Source organism: Streptomyces cellostaticus, from assembly GCF_023630175.1.
In the GTDB taxonomy this organism is placed as follows: Bacteria; Actinomycetota; Actinomycetes; order Streptomycetales; family Streptomycetaceae; genus Streptomyces; species Streptomyces cellostaticus_A.
In genome coordinates, this window is record NZ_JALLIN010000010.1 from 149,705 (window position 1) to 164,664 (window position 14,960).

Below are 14,960 nucleotides of genomic sequence, written 5' to 3' on the forward strand. Positions count from 1 at the left end.
TCCGCGGCGCAAAGTCCGTGGCACAAAAATCGCTCACCCAGGTGAGCGGAACCCTCTTGACAATACCCCCGGTGAGGGTTAAGGCGCCCGTCAGGACATCGACCGGCCGGCGGACGTGGAAGAATCGGCAGTGGCTCACAGGTACCGACAGCGAGCAGGAGACACAGCACGATGCGCATCGGAGTTCTCACCGCAGGCGGCGACTGCCCCGGCCTGAACGCCGTGATCCGGTCGGTCGTGCACCGGGCGGTGGCGCAGTACGGCGACGAGGTCATCGGCTTCGAGGACGGCTACCGGGGTCTGCTCGACCGGCACTACCGCTCCCTCGACCTGGACGCGGTCAGCGGCATCCTGGCCCGCGGCGGCACCATCCTCGGTTCCTCCCGGCTCGAGCGCGACCGGCTGCGCGAGGCCTGCGACAAGGCCACCGACATGGTCGAGGAGTTCGGCATCGACGCGCTGATCCCGATCGGCGGCGAGGGCACCCTGACCGCGGCCCGGATGCTCTCCGACGCCGGTCTGCCGGTCGTCGGCGTCCCCAAGACCATCGACAACGACATCTCCTCCACCGACCGCACCTTCGGATTCGACACCGCCGTCGGCGTGGCCACGGAGGCCATGGACCGCCTGAAGACCACGGCGGAGTCCCACCAGCGCGTGATGGTCGTCGAGGTCATGGGCCGGCACGCCGGCTGGATCGCCCTGGAGTCCGGCATGGCCGCCGGTGCCCACGGCATCTGCCTGCCGGAACGCGCCTTCGACCCGGCCGACCTGGTGAAGATGGTCGAGGAGCGCTTCGCCCGCGGCAAGAAGTTCGCCGTCGTCTGCGTCGCCGAGGGCGCCCATCCCGCCGAGGGCAGCATGGACTACGGCAAGGGCGAGATCGACCAGTACGGCCACGAGCGCTTCCAGGGCATCGGCACCGCGCTGGCCTGGGAGCTGGAGCGGCGCCTCGGCAAGGAGGCCAAGCCGGTCATCCTCGGCCACGTCCAGCGCGGTGGCGTGCCCACCGCCTACGACCGCGTCCTCGCCACCCGCTTCGGCTGGCACGCCGTGGAGGCCGCGCACCGCGGCCAGTTCGGCCGGATGACCGCGCTGCGCGGCACCGACATCGTGATGGTGCCGCTCGCTGAGGCCGTCACCGAGCTGAAGACGGTCCCGAAGGACCGCATGGACGAGGCGGAGTCGGTCTTCTAGTGCTGTGACCGGAAGGGTCTGCCGGAAGGCTCGCGGCGTCCGGTGCGGTGCAGCGCAAGGCGGAGCGTCGTCCGCGTACCGGACGTACTCGGGTGATGCGACGACGCGGCACGGTGCCGTGCCGGGCGCCGCGAGCCGGTGAACCCTGCCGGTCGCGGCACTGGCGCCGCCTCGGTCGAGGTCCGCCGGCCGGGCGCCGCGACGGGGCGAGCCTCGGCCGACGCCGCACAGGCCGGCGCGCGCCGACCGGGAAGGCCTGCCGGGCGCCGCGCGCGGTGTACCCGCCCCGGGCCGGACGGCCGGCGCCGGCCGAGGTCTGCGCGGGGGCGAGCCGCGGCTCTCGCCCCGCCCCCCGACTTGAGTCAGGAACCCCTGGACTCCACCGCCGTCCAGAAGTGGTCCACGATCCGGTCGAGGAACTCCCGGCCGGACTCGCCGGCGCCGCTGCCGCCGCCACCCCAGCCGAGGGTGGCGGTCATGTGCCCCTGGTAGTCCTGGTGCAGCTCCCGCAGCACGGCCTCCACGACCCCCTGGTCCAGGGGCACCAGCCGCGTCACCGGCCGCACCTGCGCCTGCCAGCGGGTCGTCGCCGCGCCGCGCAGCAGGCCGGCTAGCGCCGCCTCCCGGCCGGTGACCGCCACGAAGTCGGGCGGGGGGAGCGCGAGCACCCGTGCGAGGGCGGCCGACTGGCGCTCGTTGCCGCGCCACTGCCCGCTCTCCTCCATCCGCAGATACCCGCGCAGCTCCACACCGACGGCGCGGGCGACGTCCTCGGGCGCGATCCCGCGGGCCACGCGGTACTCCCGCAGGGTCCGGGGACGGCCGATGAGTTCTGCCGGTGCGCACCACAACACCCCCGCGAGCGCGGTGATCTCGGCGCTGCCCGGGGCGGCGGCACCGCGCTCCCAGGCGACGACGAGGCCGGGCGTCACATACGGCAGTCCGTACGAGACCCGCATCCCGTGGGCGACGTGCTCGGGCCCCATGCCGAGGGCGGCCCGCAGTCTGCGGGCGGCCGGGGCGTCGAAGGGGGGACCGGGGTCGGAACGAGGCGGAGGTGGGCGCACCCGGCACAAGCTAGGGCTGCGGCGGAGGGGCTGACTACGGTCGGTTCGACCAGGATCACCGGGTGTGGAAGGGCCGGTTTTTGGACGTTCGGCAGAGGAACCGGCGGTTCCGCACCCGCTCGCCGACGCCGGCAGGCGCCCGCGGTGCCAGGTACCCGCGGCCGTCCGGACCAGGACGGCGGGCCCCGTCTGCGGCACACTCTTGGGGTACTGCCGGGGGAAGGGACACACATGGCCGAACGAGACGTGAGCGTCGGGCAGTTGCTGCTCACCGAGTACCAGACGATCAAGGACGAGCAGAAGACGCGGATCGGGTTCCGGGACAACCTGCTCTACGTCACGCTGACCGTCGTGGCCGCGGTGATCGCCGCCGCCGCGCAGGCGAGGCAGACCGCGATGCTGCTGGCGCTGCCGCCGGTGTGCGTCGTGCTCGGCTGGACGTACCTGGTCAACGACCAGAAGATCTCGGCGATCGGGGCCTATGTGCGCGAGGAACTGGGGCCCCGACTGGCGGAGACGGTGCGGACGCCGGGAAGCGAGGTGTTCCGCTGGGAGGTGGCGCACCGGGGCGACGCGCGGCGGGTGTCGCGCAAGGTCGCCCAGTGCGTGGTGGACCTGCTGGCCTTCTGCGTCGTGCCGCTCGGCGCGCTGATCGTCTACTGGGTGGGGGACGGCGTGTCGCCGGGGCTGGCGGTGCTCTCCGTCCTGGAGGCGGCCTCGGTGGCCGGACTCGGGGTGTACATCGTCCAGTACGCCGTGCCGTTCGGGGCCGGGGGCGCCGGTGCGGGCGGGGACGGGGCCGCGGGGGACCCGGGGTGAGCGGCGGGCCGGACCGGTCCCCGGCGGTCACCGGGTGGGTGCCGGTGCCTCCGGCACCCAGCGGTACACCAGTTCCGGCCGGCCCACCTGGCCGTACACGGGACGCCGCTCGGCCCTTCCGGCGTCGACCAGGTGCTCCAGGTAGCGGCGGGCGGTGATCCGGGAGATGCCCACGGCCTCCGCGACCCCGGTCGCCGCCAGGCCCTCCCGGGCGTCCCGGAGGGCGCCGGTCACCCGCTCCAGCGTCGGGCCGCTGAGACCCTTCGGGAGCGCGGCGGGGGACGGCGCGCGCAGCACGGCCAGCGCCCGGTCCACCTCGTCCTGCCCGCCGGCCTCGCCCGCCGCGGCGTGGAACTCGGCGTAGCGCACCAGCCGGTCGCGCAGCGTGGCGAAGGTGAACGGCTTCAGGACGTACTGCACGACGCCCAGCGAGACACCCTCCCGGACCACGGCCAGGTCCCGGGCCGACGTCACCGCCACGACGTCCGCGTGATGCCCCGCCGCCCGCAGGGACCGGGCGAGCTCGAGCCCGTGCACGTCGGGCAGATGCAGGTCGAGCAGCAGCAGGTCCACCGCCGTGCGGTCCAGGAACCGGCGCGCCTGCGCCCCCGTGTGCGCCGTTCCGACCGCGACGAACCCCGGCACCCGCCCGACGTACATCACGTGCGCGTCGGCGGCGACGGGGTCGTCCTCCACCACGAGGACCCGGATCGGCTGCCGCTCCCCGGTCATCCGCCGCCGCCCACCGCCGTGCGCAGCGGCAGCCGCACCTCGAACACCGCCCCGCCCTCCTCGGCCTCCGTCACCGTCAGCGCGCCCTCGTGACGCGTGACCGCCTGCCGCACCAGGGCCAGGCCCAGGCCCCGTCCGCCGGGTCCCGCAGGCTTCGTGGAGTACCCCCGCTGGAATACCAGGTCCGTGTGGGCCGGGTCGACCCCTGCCCCCGTGTCCGAGACCCGCAGCACCAGCTCGGCGTCCTGCGCGTACGCCGTCACCGTGACCCGTGCCCCGGCGCTGCCCTGCGCCGCGTCCACCGCGTTGTCGACCAGGTTGCCGAGGATCGTCACCAGGTCCCGCGCGGGCAGGCCGCCGAGCGGTCCGTCGTCCAGCCGGCTGTCCCCCGACACCACCAGCTCCACACCCCGCTCGTTCGCCTGCGCCGCCTTGCCCAGCAGGAGCGCGGCCAGCACCGGCTCGCTCACCGCCGCGACCACCTGGTCGGTCAGGGCCTGCGCCAGCTCCAGTTCCGCCGTGGCGAACTCCACCGCCTCCCCGGCCCGGCCCAGCTCGATCAGCGAGACGACCGTGTGCAGGCGGTTCGCCGCCTCGTGCGCCTGCGAGCGCAGGGCCTGGGTGAAGCCCCGTTCCGAGTCCAGCTCACCCGTCAGGGACTGGAGTTCGGTCACGTCGCGCAGCGTCACCACCGTGCCCCGGCGCTCTCCGCCCGACACCGGTGAGGTGTTGACCACCAGCACCCGGGACGCCGTCAGGTGCACCTCGTCCACGCGCGGCTTCGACGACAGCAGGGCCCCGGTCAGCGGGACGGGCAGGCCCAGGTCGGCCACCGAGCGGCCGATCAGGTCCACGTCACCGGTGCCGCCCACCCCCAGCAGCTCCCGGCCGCCGTCGTTGATCAGCGCCACCCGGTACCGCCCGTCCAGCATCAGCAGCCCCTCGCGCACCGCGTGCAGCGCCGCCTGGTGGTAGTCGTGCATCCGGCTCAGCTCGGTGGCGTTCATGCCGTGGGTGTGCCGGCGCAGCCGGGCGTTGACCACGTAGGTGCCGACCGCGCCCAGCAGCAGGGTCCCGCCGGCCACCCCCAGCAGGGCGGTGACCTGCTCCTGGACCCGGGCGCTGATCGCCTCGACCTTGATGCCGGCGCTCACCAGCCCGATGACCCGGCCGTCCTCCCGCACCGGGGTCACCGCGCGGACGGACGCGCCCAGGGTGCCGGTGTAGGTCTCGGTGAAGGTGCGGCCCTGCCGGGCGGGCGCGATGCGGCCCAGGAAGTGCCGGCCTATCTGCTTCTCGTCCGGATGGGTCCAGCGGATGCCGGACGGGTTCATGATCGTCACGAAGTCGACGTCGGTGTCCCGCATCACCCGCACCGCGTACGGCTGCAGCTCCCTGGTCGGATCCGGGCTGTGGATCGCCGAGCGCACGGAGGGGGAGTCCGCTATCGAGCGGGCCACGGCGGTCGCGTGCCGGGCCGCCGCGTCCTGCGCCTGCCGTCCGTCGCCGAGGTAGGTGAACAGCGCGTACCCGGCCACCACCACCGCGATCAGCACCGCCTGCACGGCGAACAGCTGGGCCGCCAGGCTGCGGGGCCGGGGCAGGGACGGGAGGCGCATGCCAGCAGTGTGCCTCTCCCTTCAGGCGTGAACTAAATGAACGGAAGGGTGACCGCCCTCACAGGGCGGGAGATAGTCACGGCATTCCCCGTACACCCCGGACGTGAGCCGCACGCCGGTGATGCCGACGAAGACGTCAAGGAGGGCAGCCGTGGCCGCCAGTACCCCCGATACGGCACCTGCCGCACCCCGCGCCAGGCGGGACCGGACCCATTACCTGTACATCGCCGTCATCGTGGCGGTCGCACTCGGTATCGCCGTGGGACTGATCTGGCCCGATGCCGCGGTCGAGCTGAAGCCGCTGGGCACGGGCTTCGTCAACCTGATCAAGATGATGATCTCGCCGATCATCTTCTGCACGATCGTGCTGGGCATCGGCTCGGTGCGCAAAGCGGCGAAGGTCGGCGCCGTCGGCGGTATCGCGCTCGGCTACTTCCTGGTGATGTCGCTGGTCGCGCTCGCCATCGGGCTCGTCGTCGGCAACGTGCTGCACCCCGGGGACGGGCTGCACCTGACCGACGCGCTCAAGCAGACCGGGCACGCCCAGGTCTCCGGCGACGCGCTGCCGCCGGTGGACTTCGTGCTGTCGGTCATCCCGGTCACGTTCGTGTCCGCCTTCACCGAGGGCCAGGTGCTGCAGACCCTGCTGATCGCGCTGCTCACCGGGTTCGCGCTGCAGGCCATGGGCTCGGCCGGGCAGCCGGTGCTGCGCGGTGTCGAGCACATCCAGCGGCTGGTCTTCCGCGTCCTGTCCATGGTCATGTGGGCCGCCCCGATCGGCGCCTTCGGCGCCATCGCGGCCGTCGTCGGCTCGGCCGGCCTGGACGCGCTGAAGAGCCTCGCCGTGCTGATGCTCGGCTTCTACGTGACCTGCTTCCTCTTCGTCTTCGTCGTGCTCGGCGCCGTGCTGCGGATCGTCGCCGGTGTGAACGTCCTCTCGCTGTTCAAGTACCTCGCCCGCGAGTTCCTGCTGATCCTGTCCACGTCCTCCTCCGAGTCCGCGCTGCCGCGGCTCATCGCGAAGATGGAGCACCTGGGCGTCAGCAAGCCGGTCGTCGGCATCACCGTGCCGACCGGGTACTCCTTCAACCTCGACGGCACGATGATCTACATGACCATGGCGTCGCTGTACATCGCGGACGCCCTGGGCACCCCGATGTCCGTCGCCGAGCAGATCCCGCTGCTGCTGTTCCTGCTGCTGGCCTCCAAGGGCGCCGCCGGCGTCAGCGGCGCCGGCCTGGCCACGCTGGCCGGCGGCCTGCAGTCCCACAAGCCGGCGCTGGTCGACGGCGTCGGCCTGATCGTCGGCATCGACCGGTTCATGAGTGAGGCCCGCGCCCTGACCAACTTCGCCGGCAACGCCGTGGCCACCGTGCTGATCGGCACCTGGACCAAGGAGATCGACAACGACCGGGTGCGGCGGGTACTGGCCGGTGAGCTTCCCTTCTCCGAGACGACCTCGCCGGACGAGCGGCCGTCCGCCGGCACCGGGCTGCCCGAGCCCCGCGAGGGCGACGAGAGGGAACTGGCCAAGGCCTGATCCGAAGGCCCCGGACGCCCGGCCCCGCCTGAACCCGGGCCGGGCGTCCGGTTCCACCAGCGGCGGGCCGGGTCCCCCCTTCGTGCCCCGGCCGTCCGGCCGCCATCCGCTGACGTGCCGTTCCGGTCCGACCGGGACGGCACGTCGGTGCTCGTTCCCGCCACTCTCGTCCTCGACGTCCTCGACGTCCTCGACGTCCTCGCGGTCCTCGCGGTCCTCCGCGTCGCGCCGGCCAAGCGCCTGTTCGGGCTGCGCGGCGGGCGCCGCGGGTTCGGGGCGGAGCGGCGCAGCGCCTCGCTGCCGGAGGTGGAGGAGTCGGCCCGAATGGCCGCCCACGGCCGGTCCTTGCCTTGACGCCGACGTCAACACCTACCTTCGTACCCATGCGAATCGGCGAGCTGGCCGCACGGGCCGGGACCACCACCCGCGCCCTGCGCTACTACGAGACGCGGGGGCTGCTGCCCGCCCGGCGTGACGACAGGGGGCACCGCACCTACGACGAGGGCGACCTCAGGCTGGTCCGCCAGATCCGGACCCTGCAGGACTGCGGGTTCGACCTGGAGGAGACGCGGCCGTTCGTGGAGTGCCTGCGGGCCGGGCACCCGGAGGGCGACTCCTGCCCGGCGTCCCTGGTGGTCTACCGGCGCAAGCTGGACGAGCTGGACGCGCTCATCGGGCAGCTCACGGCGGCGCGGGAGAAGGTCGCCGGGCAGCTCGAGCGGGCCGTGGGGCTCGCTCCGCCCGAGCGGGGCCGGGAGTGGGCGGCGCCGGTCGCCGAGTCGCTGGTTCCGGGCGGTCCGGAGCCCCTGTGCGAGCTGGGAGGGCGAGGCGAATGATCAAGGCTGCCGGTGTGTCCGAGGTGCGGGACGCGGACTTCGGCACGGAGGTGCTCCGGGCGGATCTGCCGGTGCTGGTGGAGTTCACCGCCGACTGGTGCCCGCCGTGCCGCCAGATGGGCCCGGTGCTCAGCGACCTGGCGTCCGAGCAGGAGGGCCGGCTGAAGGTGGTGCAGCTCGACGTGGACACCAACCCGGGCACCACGAACGCGTACAAGGTGCTGTCGATGCCAACGTTCCTGGTGTTCCGGGACGGTGAGCCGGTGAAGGCGATGGTGGGGGCACGGTCCCGGCGGAGGCTGCTGGAGGAACTCGCCGACGTGCTCTGAAAGCGGTCCCCGCACATCAAAAAATCCCCTGAGCAATTGCGCTCGGGGGATTTCTCTGCGTATATTCAGTGATTCGCGACTTCCTTTGGCCGAAGGCGCGGTGAAGTTCACTGAGCAGAGTATATCCGGGCGGGAGCGGAATTGTCAAACACCGAATTTCCAGACGGTGAATTGCGACGCGAGCAGGAATTCATCGACGGACTGTACGCGCGCGTCGACGAGCTGCGCGGCGAGGCCGAGACCTCGGTCGCGGACGCCCTCGCGCAGGGCGACAAGCCCATGCAGGCCCGGCTGGAGCGGGACATCCTGGTCGCCGAACGCTCCGGGCTGCTCGCCGCGCTGAACGCCGTGGACGGCTCGCTCTGCTTCGGCCGGATCGACCCGACCTCCGGTGTCAGCCATCACATCGGCCGGATCGGTCTGCGCGAGGACGACGCCGAGCGCACGCCGGTCCTCATCGACTGGCGCGCCGACGTCGCCCGTCCGTTCTACCTGGCCACCGGCCACACCCCGATGGGACTGCGCCGCCGCCGGCACCTCACCACCGAGGGCCGGACCGTCACCTCCCTGCACGACGAGATCCTCGACCTCGGCGACGCCACCCGCACCGGCCACGAGGACCCCAGCGGCGACGCCGTCCTGCTGGCCGCGCTCGACTCGGCGCGCACCGGCCGGATGAGCGACATCGTGCAGACCATCCAGGCCGAGCAGGACGAGATCATCCGGGCCCCGCACCGCGGGGTGCTGGTGGTCGAGGGCGGCCCCGGCACCGGCAAGACCGCCGTGGCGCTGCACCGGGCCGCCTACCTGCTCTACGAGCACCGGGAGCTGCTGGCCCGCCGCGCCGTGCTCATCGTCGGACCCAACCCCGCCTTCCTCGGCTACATCGGCGAGGTGCTGCCCTCCCTGGGCGAGACCGGCGTGCTGCTGTCCACGGTCGGCGAGCTGTACCCCGGGGTGCGGGCCACCGCCACCGACACACCCGAGGCGGCCGCCGTGAAGGGCCGGGCCGGCATGGCCGACGTCCTGGCCGCCGTCGTACGCGACCGGCAGGCCCTGCCCGACCCGGTCGTCACCGTCGAGCACGACCGCGAGGTGCTGATGCTGGACGACGGACTCGTGAGCGTCGCCCGCGAGCGCACCCGTGCCACCGGACTGCCGCACAACGTGGCCCGCGAGTACTTCGAGGGCCACATCCTCAACACGCTCACCGAGCTGTACGCCGAGCGCGTGGGCACCGACCCGTACGACGGCGGCAGCCTGCTGGACCCCGCCGACGTCACCCAGATCCGTGACGAACTCGCCGAGAACCCCGAGGTCTGGTCCGCCGTCGACCTGCTGTGGCCCCGGATCACCCCGCGGCGGCTGGTCGCCGACTTCCTCGCCGAGCCGGACGGCCACCTGCCCCCGGCTGACGCCGACGCCGTCCGCCGCCCGGTGACCCGGGCCTGGACCGTCGCCGACGTACCCCTCCTCGACGAGGCGGCCGAACTCCTCGGCGAGGACGACCGGATCGCCAGGGCCCGCGCGGACCACGAACGGCGGACGCAGGTCGCCTACGCCCAGGGCGTGCTCGACGTCTCCTACGCCTCCCGCACCTACGAGTTCGAGGACCAGGACGACGAGGACAGCGAGGTCCTGTCCGCGCACGACATCATCGACGCCGAGCGGTTCGCCGAGCGGCACGAGGAGGCCGACCACCGCAGCGCCGCCGAGCGGGCCGCGGCCGACCGGACCTGGGCCTTCGGCCACATCATCGTGGACGAGGCGCAGGAGCTGTCGCCGATGGCCTGGAGGCTGCTGATGCGCCGCAGCCCGACCCGCTCGATGACCCTGGTCGGCGACCCGGCCCAGACCGCCGAGGCGGCCGGTGTCGGCTCCTGGGCGGACATCCTCGCCCCCTACGTGGAGGACCGCTGGGAACACACCCGGCTCGGCGTCAACTACCGCACCCCGGCGGAGATCATGGACCTGGCCGCGGCCGTGGTCCGCGCCGAGCACCCGGACTTCGAGCCGCCGAGCTCGGTGCGCTCCACGGGGGCACGGCCCTGGGTGCGGGACGCGGGCGGCGACCTGCCCGGCGCGGTCGCGGCGGCCGTCGCCGAACTCACCCCCGCCGAGGGCCGGCTCGCGGTCATCGCCCCGCGCGAGCTGCACCGGGCGCTGGCCGCGCGGCTCGACGGGGTGACGGCGGGCGCGGAACCCGACCTCACCCGGACCGTCGTCCTCCTCGACCCCCGCCAGTCGAAGGGTCTGGAGTTCGACTCGGTCCTGGTCGTGGAACCGGCCCGCTACGGCACCAGCGACCTCTACGTGGCCCTCACCCGCGCCACCCAGCGCCTGGGCGTGCTCCACACCGGCGACCTGCCGGCGGGGCTGGGGGCGTGACCGGCGCACCGGCGGCGCCGGCCGCCCTCGGCCCCCGTGGTGTCCGAGGCGCGGAGGTCCCGGGGGCGCGGTCCCCCGGCGGGGGCGCGGCGCCTACGCGGGCCGCAACCACACCGTGGCCAGCGGAGGCAGGGTCAACCGGATGCTCGCGGGACGCCCGTGCGCGCCCTGCGGCTCCGGCTTGACCGCGTCCGGATGGACGACGTCGCTCCCGCCGTACCGCCCCGCGTCACTGTTCAGCACCTCCACCCACGCCGGAACGTCCTCCGGCACACCGATCCGGTAGTCGTGCCGCACCACCGGCGCCAGGTGGGACACCGCGAGCAGCGGATTCCCCTCGGCGTCGAGACGCAGGAACGCGAGGACGTTGTCGTCCGCCGCGTCACCGGTGACCCACTGGAAGCCGGCCGGGTCGGTGTCCCGCTGCCACAGTGCCGGTGTGGAGCGGTAGCGGGCGTTCAGGTCCCGCACCAGGTCCCGCACCCCCCGGTGGTCGGCCTCGGCGCCGTAGGACGGGTCGAGCAGCCACCAGTCGGGGCCGTGCGCCTCGGACCACTCCGCTCCCTGGGCGAACTCCTGCCCCATGAAGAGCAGTTGCTTGCCCGGATGCGCCCACATGAAGCCGAGGTAGGCCCGCAGGTTCGCGCGCTGCCGCCACCAGTCGCCCGGCATCTTCGACACCAGCGACCGCTTGCCGTGCACGACCTCGTCGTGGGAGATCGGCAGCACGTAGTTCTCGCTGTACGCGTACACCATCGAGAAGGTCATCTCGTGGTGGTGGTAGCTGCGGTGCACCGGCTCATGGCTCATGTACCGCAGCGAGTCGTGCATCCAGCCCATGTTCCACTTCAGCCCGAAGCCGAGGCCGCCGAAGCCGCTCGGACCCGGCTGGTGGGTGGGGCGGGTGACGCCGTCCCAGGCCGTCGACTCCTCCGCGATGGTCACCACTCCCGGGCACCGCCGGTACACCGTGGCGTTCATCTCCTGGAGGAACGCCACCGCGTCCAGGTTCTCCCGTCCGCCGTGCTCGTTCGGTGTCCACCGGCCGGGCTCGCGCGAGTAGTCCAGGTAGAGCATCGAGGCGACGGCGTCCACCCGCAGCCCGTCGATGTGGAACTCCTCGCACCAGTACACCGCGTTCGCCACCAGGAAGTTGCGCACCTCGCGCCGGCCGAAGTCGAACTCCAGGGTGCCCCAGTCGGGGTGGGCGGCGCGCAGCGGGTCGTGGTGCTCGTACAGGGGCCGTCCGTCGAACTCGGCCAGCGCCCACGCGTCGCGCGGGAAGTGCGCGGGGACCCAGTCCATCAGCACACCGATGCCCGCCTGGTGCAGCCGGTCCACCAGGTACTTGAAGTCGTCCGGGGTGCCGAGGCGCGCGGTGGGCGCGTAGAAGCCGGTGACCTGGTACCCCCAGGAACCGCCGAACGGGTGCTCGGCGACCGGCATCAGCTCCACATGGGTGAACCCCATCTCCGTCACGTAGGCGGGAAGCTGCTCGGCGAGCTGCCGGTAGGTCAGGCCCGGTCGCCAGGAGGGCAGATGGACCTCGTACACCGAGAACGGCGCCTCGTGGAGCGGGGTGTCGGCGCGCCGGGCCAGCCACTGGGCGTCCCCCCACTCGTGGTGCGAGGCGTGCACGATGGAGGAGGTCGCGGGCGGGACCTCGGTGCGGCGGGCCAGCGGGTCGGCCCGCAGGGTGCGCGAGCCGTCCGGGCGGGTGATCTCGAACTTGTACAGCTCCCCCTCGCCGACGCCGGGCACGAACAGCTCCCAGACGCCCGACGAGCCGAGCGAGCGCATCGGGAAGGCCCCGGCGTCCCAGAAGTTGAAGGTCCCGGCGACCCGCACGCCCCGGGCGTTCGGGGCCCACACCGCGAACCGGGTGCCCGTCACCCCCTGGTGCGTCGTGAGGTGGGCGCCGAGCGCGCGCCAGAGCTGCTCGTGCCGGCCCTCGCCGATCAGGTGCAGGTCCAGCTCGCCCAGCGTGGGCAGGAACCGGTAGGCGTCCTCCGTCTCGTGGACGGTGCCGTCGTAGGTGACCAGCAGCCGGTGGGCGGGGACGCCGGTGAGCGGGAGCAGCCCGGAGAAGAAGCCGTCGCCGTCGTCGTGCAGCTCCGCCCGCAGCTCCCCGGCGACGACGGTGACCGCCTGGGCGTAGGGGCGGAAGGCGCGGAACGCCACGCCGCCGGGGACCGGGTGGGCGCCGAGCACGGAGTGCGGGTCGTGGTGCGTGCCGTGCAGCAGCCGTTCGCGGTCACCGGCGTCGATCGCGGGGGAGACCGCCACCTCCGCCGGACCGGGCCGGTCCGGCGCATCGGGCCTGCGGGCGGCGGGGATCGCGGCCCCGCCCCTTCCGGCCCCGCCCGTCCCGCTCCCGTCCGTCCCGCTCCGGTCAGGCCTGTTCCGCTCCGTCCTGCTCCGGTCCGGCTTGCTCTTGGCCGACTTGTTCTTCGAGGTGGCTGACTTCTTGGACGTCACGGACGGTTCTCCCGGGCGAGGGTCGGGTCGGACGTGGCGAGGCGGCGGACCGCCGCGAGGGGCACGGGCAGCCACTCGGGCCGGTGACGGGCCTCGTAGACGACTTCGTAGACGGCCTTGTCGGTCTCGTAGGCCCGCAGCAGGACCGGGTCGGTGCGCGGATCGCGGCCCGCCGCCTCCGCGTAACCGGAGCAGTAGGCGGACCGGCAGCGTCGCGCCCAGTCCGGGGCGGGCGGGTTCGCCGAGTGCGCCGCGTAGTCGAAGGAGCGCAGCATCCCGGCGATGTCCCGCACCGGGGGCTGCGGCATGCGCCGCTCGGCCAGCGGCCGGGCCGGCTCGCCCTCGAAGTCGATCAGCGACCACGTGTCCGCGCCGCCCGACGCCGGGGCGGCGCCCGCGGCCGGTGAGCGCAGGCACTGGCCGAGGTGCAGATCGCCGTGGACACGCTGGGCGGTCCAGGTGTGCCCCTCGGCGGCCAGCTCGGCCAGCGCCTCGAAGGCGGAACGCAGCCCGCGCTCGTACGGCAGCAGCGCCGGCACCGCCCGCACCGCCGCCTCCAGCCGCTCGGTCATGCCGTCCACCAGCAGCCGGAGCTGGGCCTGGCCCAGGGTGACCGTCGGCAGCGCGCGCGCCAGCGCCATGTGCACCTCGGCGGTCGCCCGGCCGAGCGCCCGCGCCTCGGCGACGAAGTCCTCGCCCTTGGCCAGTTCGCGCAGCGCCAGTTCCCAGCCGTCGTCCGCTCCGTTCAGGAACGGCTGGAGCACGGCCAGGACGTACGGCTCCTGGTCCGGCCCGGCGAGCAGCCACGCCGTGGGCGCGGGCACCCGGTCGCAGCCCTCGCGGGCGAGGGCGAGCGGTATCTCAAGGTCGGGGTTGACCCCCGGGACCACCCGGCGCAGCAGCTTCAGGATGAACGTATCGCCGTACACGATCGACGAGTTGGACTGCTCGGCGGTCATCAGCCGCGGTACGAGGCCGTTTCGGATCTCCTGCTCCGGGTCCCGTTCGAACCGCAGCCCGCCGATGCGCGCCCGGGTGCGCAGGGCCTCCAGGAGCACCTCGGCGGGCCGGGGGTCGTACAGGGCCTCGTACACCGTGCGTCCGGCGAGCGGCCCCTGTTCCACATGCCCGATCAGCGCGGGCGCCAGCCGGGGCGGCAGCGCCTCGCGCACGCCTATCAGCAGCTGGTAGCAGTCACCGGGGTGCGGTGGCGCGCCCAGTACGGACGGCTGGTGGACACGCAGCAGCAGGTGGTACAGGCCCAGCCGGCCTTCCGGGGGGAGCAGTTCGGTGGCGGCCACCTGGGTGAACCCGGTGACCGGGCGTCCCTTGCCCGCGAACCAGCGCTGCCGGGGCAGCCACTCGCGCAGCAGCGGATCGAGCGATGTCAGGAGGTGGCCGGTCGTGCGGTCGGTGCCGAAGGGGGTGACCGTCTCCGCCATGGGCGTCACGTTCCTTTCCCCGGATCGTCGGGGTGTGAGTGTTGCGTGCCCGGGGTGGGGCGGTGGAAACCGCCGGCCGCCCCACCCGTGGGACTACGCCGCGTCCCGGCGCAGCCGGAACCAGTAGAAGCCGTGGCCCGCGAGGGTCAGCAGGTACGGCAGTTCGCCGGCGGCCGGGAACCGCACCCCGCCGAACAGTTCGACCGGGTGGCGTCCGGTGAAGCGCCTGAGGTCCAGTTCCGTGGGCTGGGCGAACCGCGAGAAGTTGTGCACGCACAGCACCAGGTCGTCCTCGTACTCGCGCAGGAAGGCGATCACCGCCGGGTTCGAGGACTGCAGTTCGGTGTAGGACCCGAGCCCGAAGGCGGGGTTCTGCTTGCGGATCTCGATCATGCGGCGGGTGAAGTGCAGCAGCGACGAGGGCGACGACATGGACGCCTCGACGTTGGTGACCTGGTAGCCGTAGACCGGGTCCATGATGGTGGGCAGGAACAGGCGCCCCGGGTCGGACGA

General features: G+C 73.2%; 12 protein-coding genes and 1 pseudogene. 7 read left to right on the top strand and 6 right to left on the bottom strand.

Translation table 11 applies throughout. The features are described 5' to 3' along the window. The first annotated feature begins 171 nt into the window (after positions 1-171). Positions 172-1,197 carry an ATP-dependent 6-phosphofructokinase gene (locus MXD57_RS09105; RefSeq protein WP_250400814.1) on the top strand — a complete coding sequence of 342 codons (1,026 nt, stop codon included), beginning with the start codon at positions 172-174 and terminating at the stop codon, positions 1,195-1,197. 362 nt (positions 1,198-1,559) lie between these two features. Here MXD57_RS09105 and MXD57_RS09110 read toward each other — a convergent pair whose 3' ends face one another. Further along, positions 1,560-2,264 carry a helix-turn-helix domain-containing protein gene (locus tag MXD57_RS09110; protein ID WP_250400815.1) on the bottom strand — a complete coding sequence of 235 codons (705 nt, stop codon included), beginning with the start codon at positions 2,262-2,264 and terminating at the stop codon, positions 1,560-1,562. A 231-nt stretch (positions 2,265-2,495) separates the two neighbouring features. Here MXD57_RS09110 and MXD57_RS09115 point away from each other — a divergent pair, with 231 nt between their 5' ends. After that, a complete protein-coding gene (locus MXD57_RS09115; protein WP_250400816.1) occupies positions 2,496-3,083 on the top strand; it encodes a hypothetical protein in 588 nt (195 codons plus the stop codon). A 27-nt stretch (positions 3,084-3,110) separates the two neighbouring features. On the opposite strand, the gene MXD57_RS09120 is transcribed toward MXD57_RS09115, so the two are convergent. Then, positions 3,111-3,815, bottom strand: a complete 705-nt coding sequence (locus MXD57_RS09120; protein WP_250400817.1) for a response regulator — start codon at positions 3,813-3,815, stop codon at positions 3,111-3,113. Next, a complete protein-coding gene (locus MXD57_RS09125; protein ID WP_250400818.1) occupies positions 3,812-5,434 on the bottom strand; it encodes an ATP-binding protein in 1,623 nt (540 codons plus the stop codon). The genes MXD57_RS09120 and MXD57_RS09125 overlap by 4 nt, the downstream gene beginning before the upstream one ends. A 121-nt stretch (positions 5,435-5,555) precedes the next feature. Between MXD57_RS09125 and MXD57_RS09130 the strand changes: the two genes are divergently transcribed. The 5 genes and pseudogenes from MXD57_RS09130 (at position 5,556) to MXD57_RS09150 (ending at position 10,527) form a co-directional block, all read left to right on the top strand. Next, complete coding sequence (locus MXD57_RS09130; RefSeq protein ID WP_250400832.1) at positions 5,556-6,974, top strand: cation:dicarboxylate symporter family transporter; 1,419 nt, start codon at positions 5,556-5,558, stop codon at positions 6,972-6,974. Positions 6,975-7,169: 195 nt separating this feature from the next. Next, positions 7,170-7,328 (top strand): annotated as a pseudogene (locus MXD57_RS09135) (DUF2127 domain-containing protein); the annotation flags it as partial. A 29-nt stretch (positions 7,329-7,357) separates the two neighbouring features. After that, on the top strand, positions 7,358-7,810 hold the full coding sequence (locus MXD57_RS09140; protein ID WP_250400819.1) for a MerR family transcriptional regulator: 453 nt from the start codon (positions 7,358-7,360) through the stop codon (positions 7,808-7,810). After that, on the top strand, positions 7,807-8,139 hold the full coding sequence (locus tag MXD57_RS09145; RefSeq protein WP_284505291.1) for a thioredoxin family protein: 333 nt from the start codon (positions 7,807-7,809) through the stop codon (positions 8,137-8,139). The genes MXD57_RS09140 and MXD57_RS09145 overlap by 4 nt, the downstream gene beginning before the upstream one ends. 171 nt (positions 8,140-8,310) lie before the next feature. Continuing rightward, positions 8,311-10,527: a HelD family protein gene (locus tag MXD57_RS09150; RefSeq protein ID WP_250400820.1), complete on the top strand. Its 2,217-nt coding sequence runs from the start codon at positions 8,311-8,313 to the stop codon at positions 10,525-10,527. A gap of 93 nt (positions 10,528-10,620) precedes the next feature. On the opposite strand, the gene glgB is transcribed toward MXD57_RS09150, so the two are convergent. From glgB to MXD57_RS09165, 3 genes are all read right to left on the bottom strand, one after another. Further along, entirely contained in the window at positions 10,621-12,864 is a 2,244-nt protein-coding gene (gene glgB, locus MXD57_RS09155) for a 1,4-alpha-glucan branching enzyme (RefSeq protein ID WP_374114673.1), read from the bottom strand. A 137-nt stretch (positions 12,865-13,001) separates the two neighbouring features. Then, complete coding sequence (locus MXD57_RS09160) at positions 13,002-14,447, bottom strand: maltokinase N-terminal cap-like domain-containing protein (RefSeq protein ID WP_250400822.1); 1,446 nt, start codon at positions 14,445-14,447, stop codon at positions 13,002-13,004. Between the two features lie 93 nt (positions 14,448-14,540). Further along, the coding region (locus MXD57_RS09165) for an alpha-glucosidase C-terminal domain-containing protein (RefSeq protein ID WP_250400823.1) at positions 14,541-14,960 on the bottom strand (420 nt) is incomplete at its 5' end.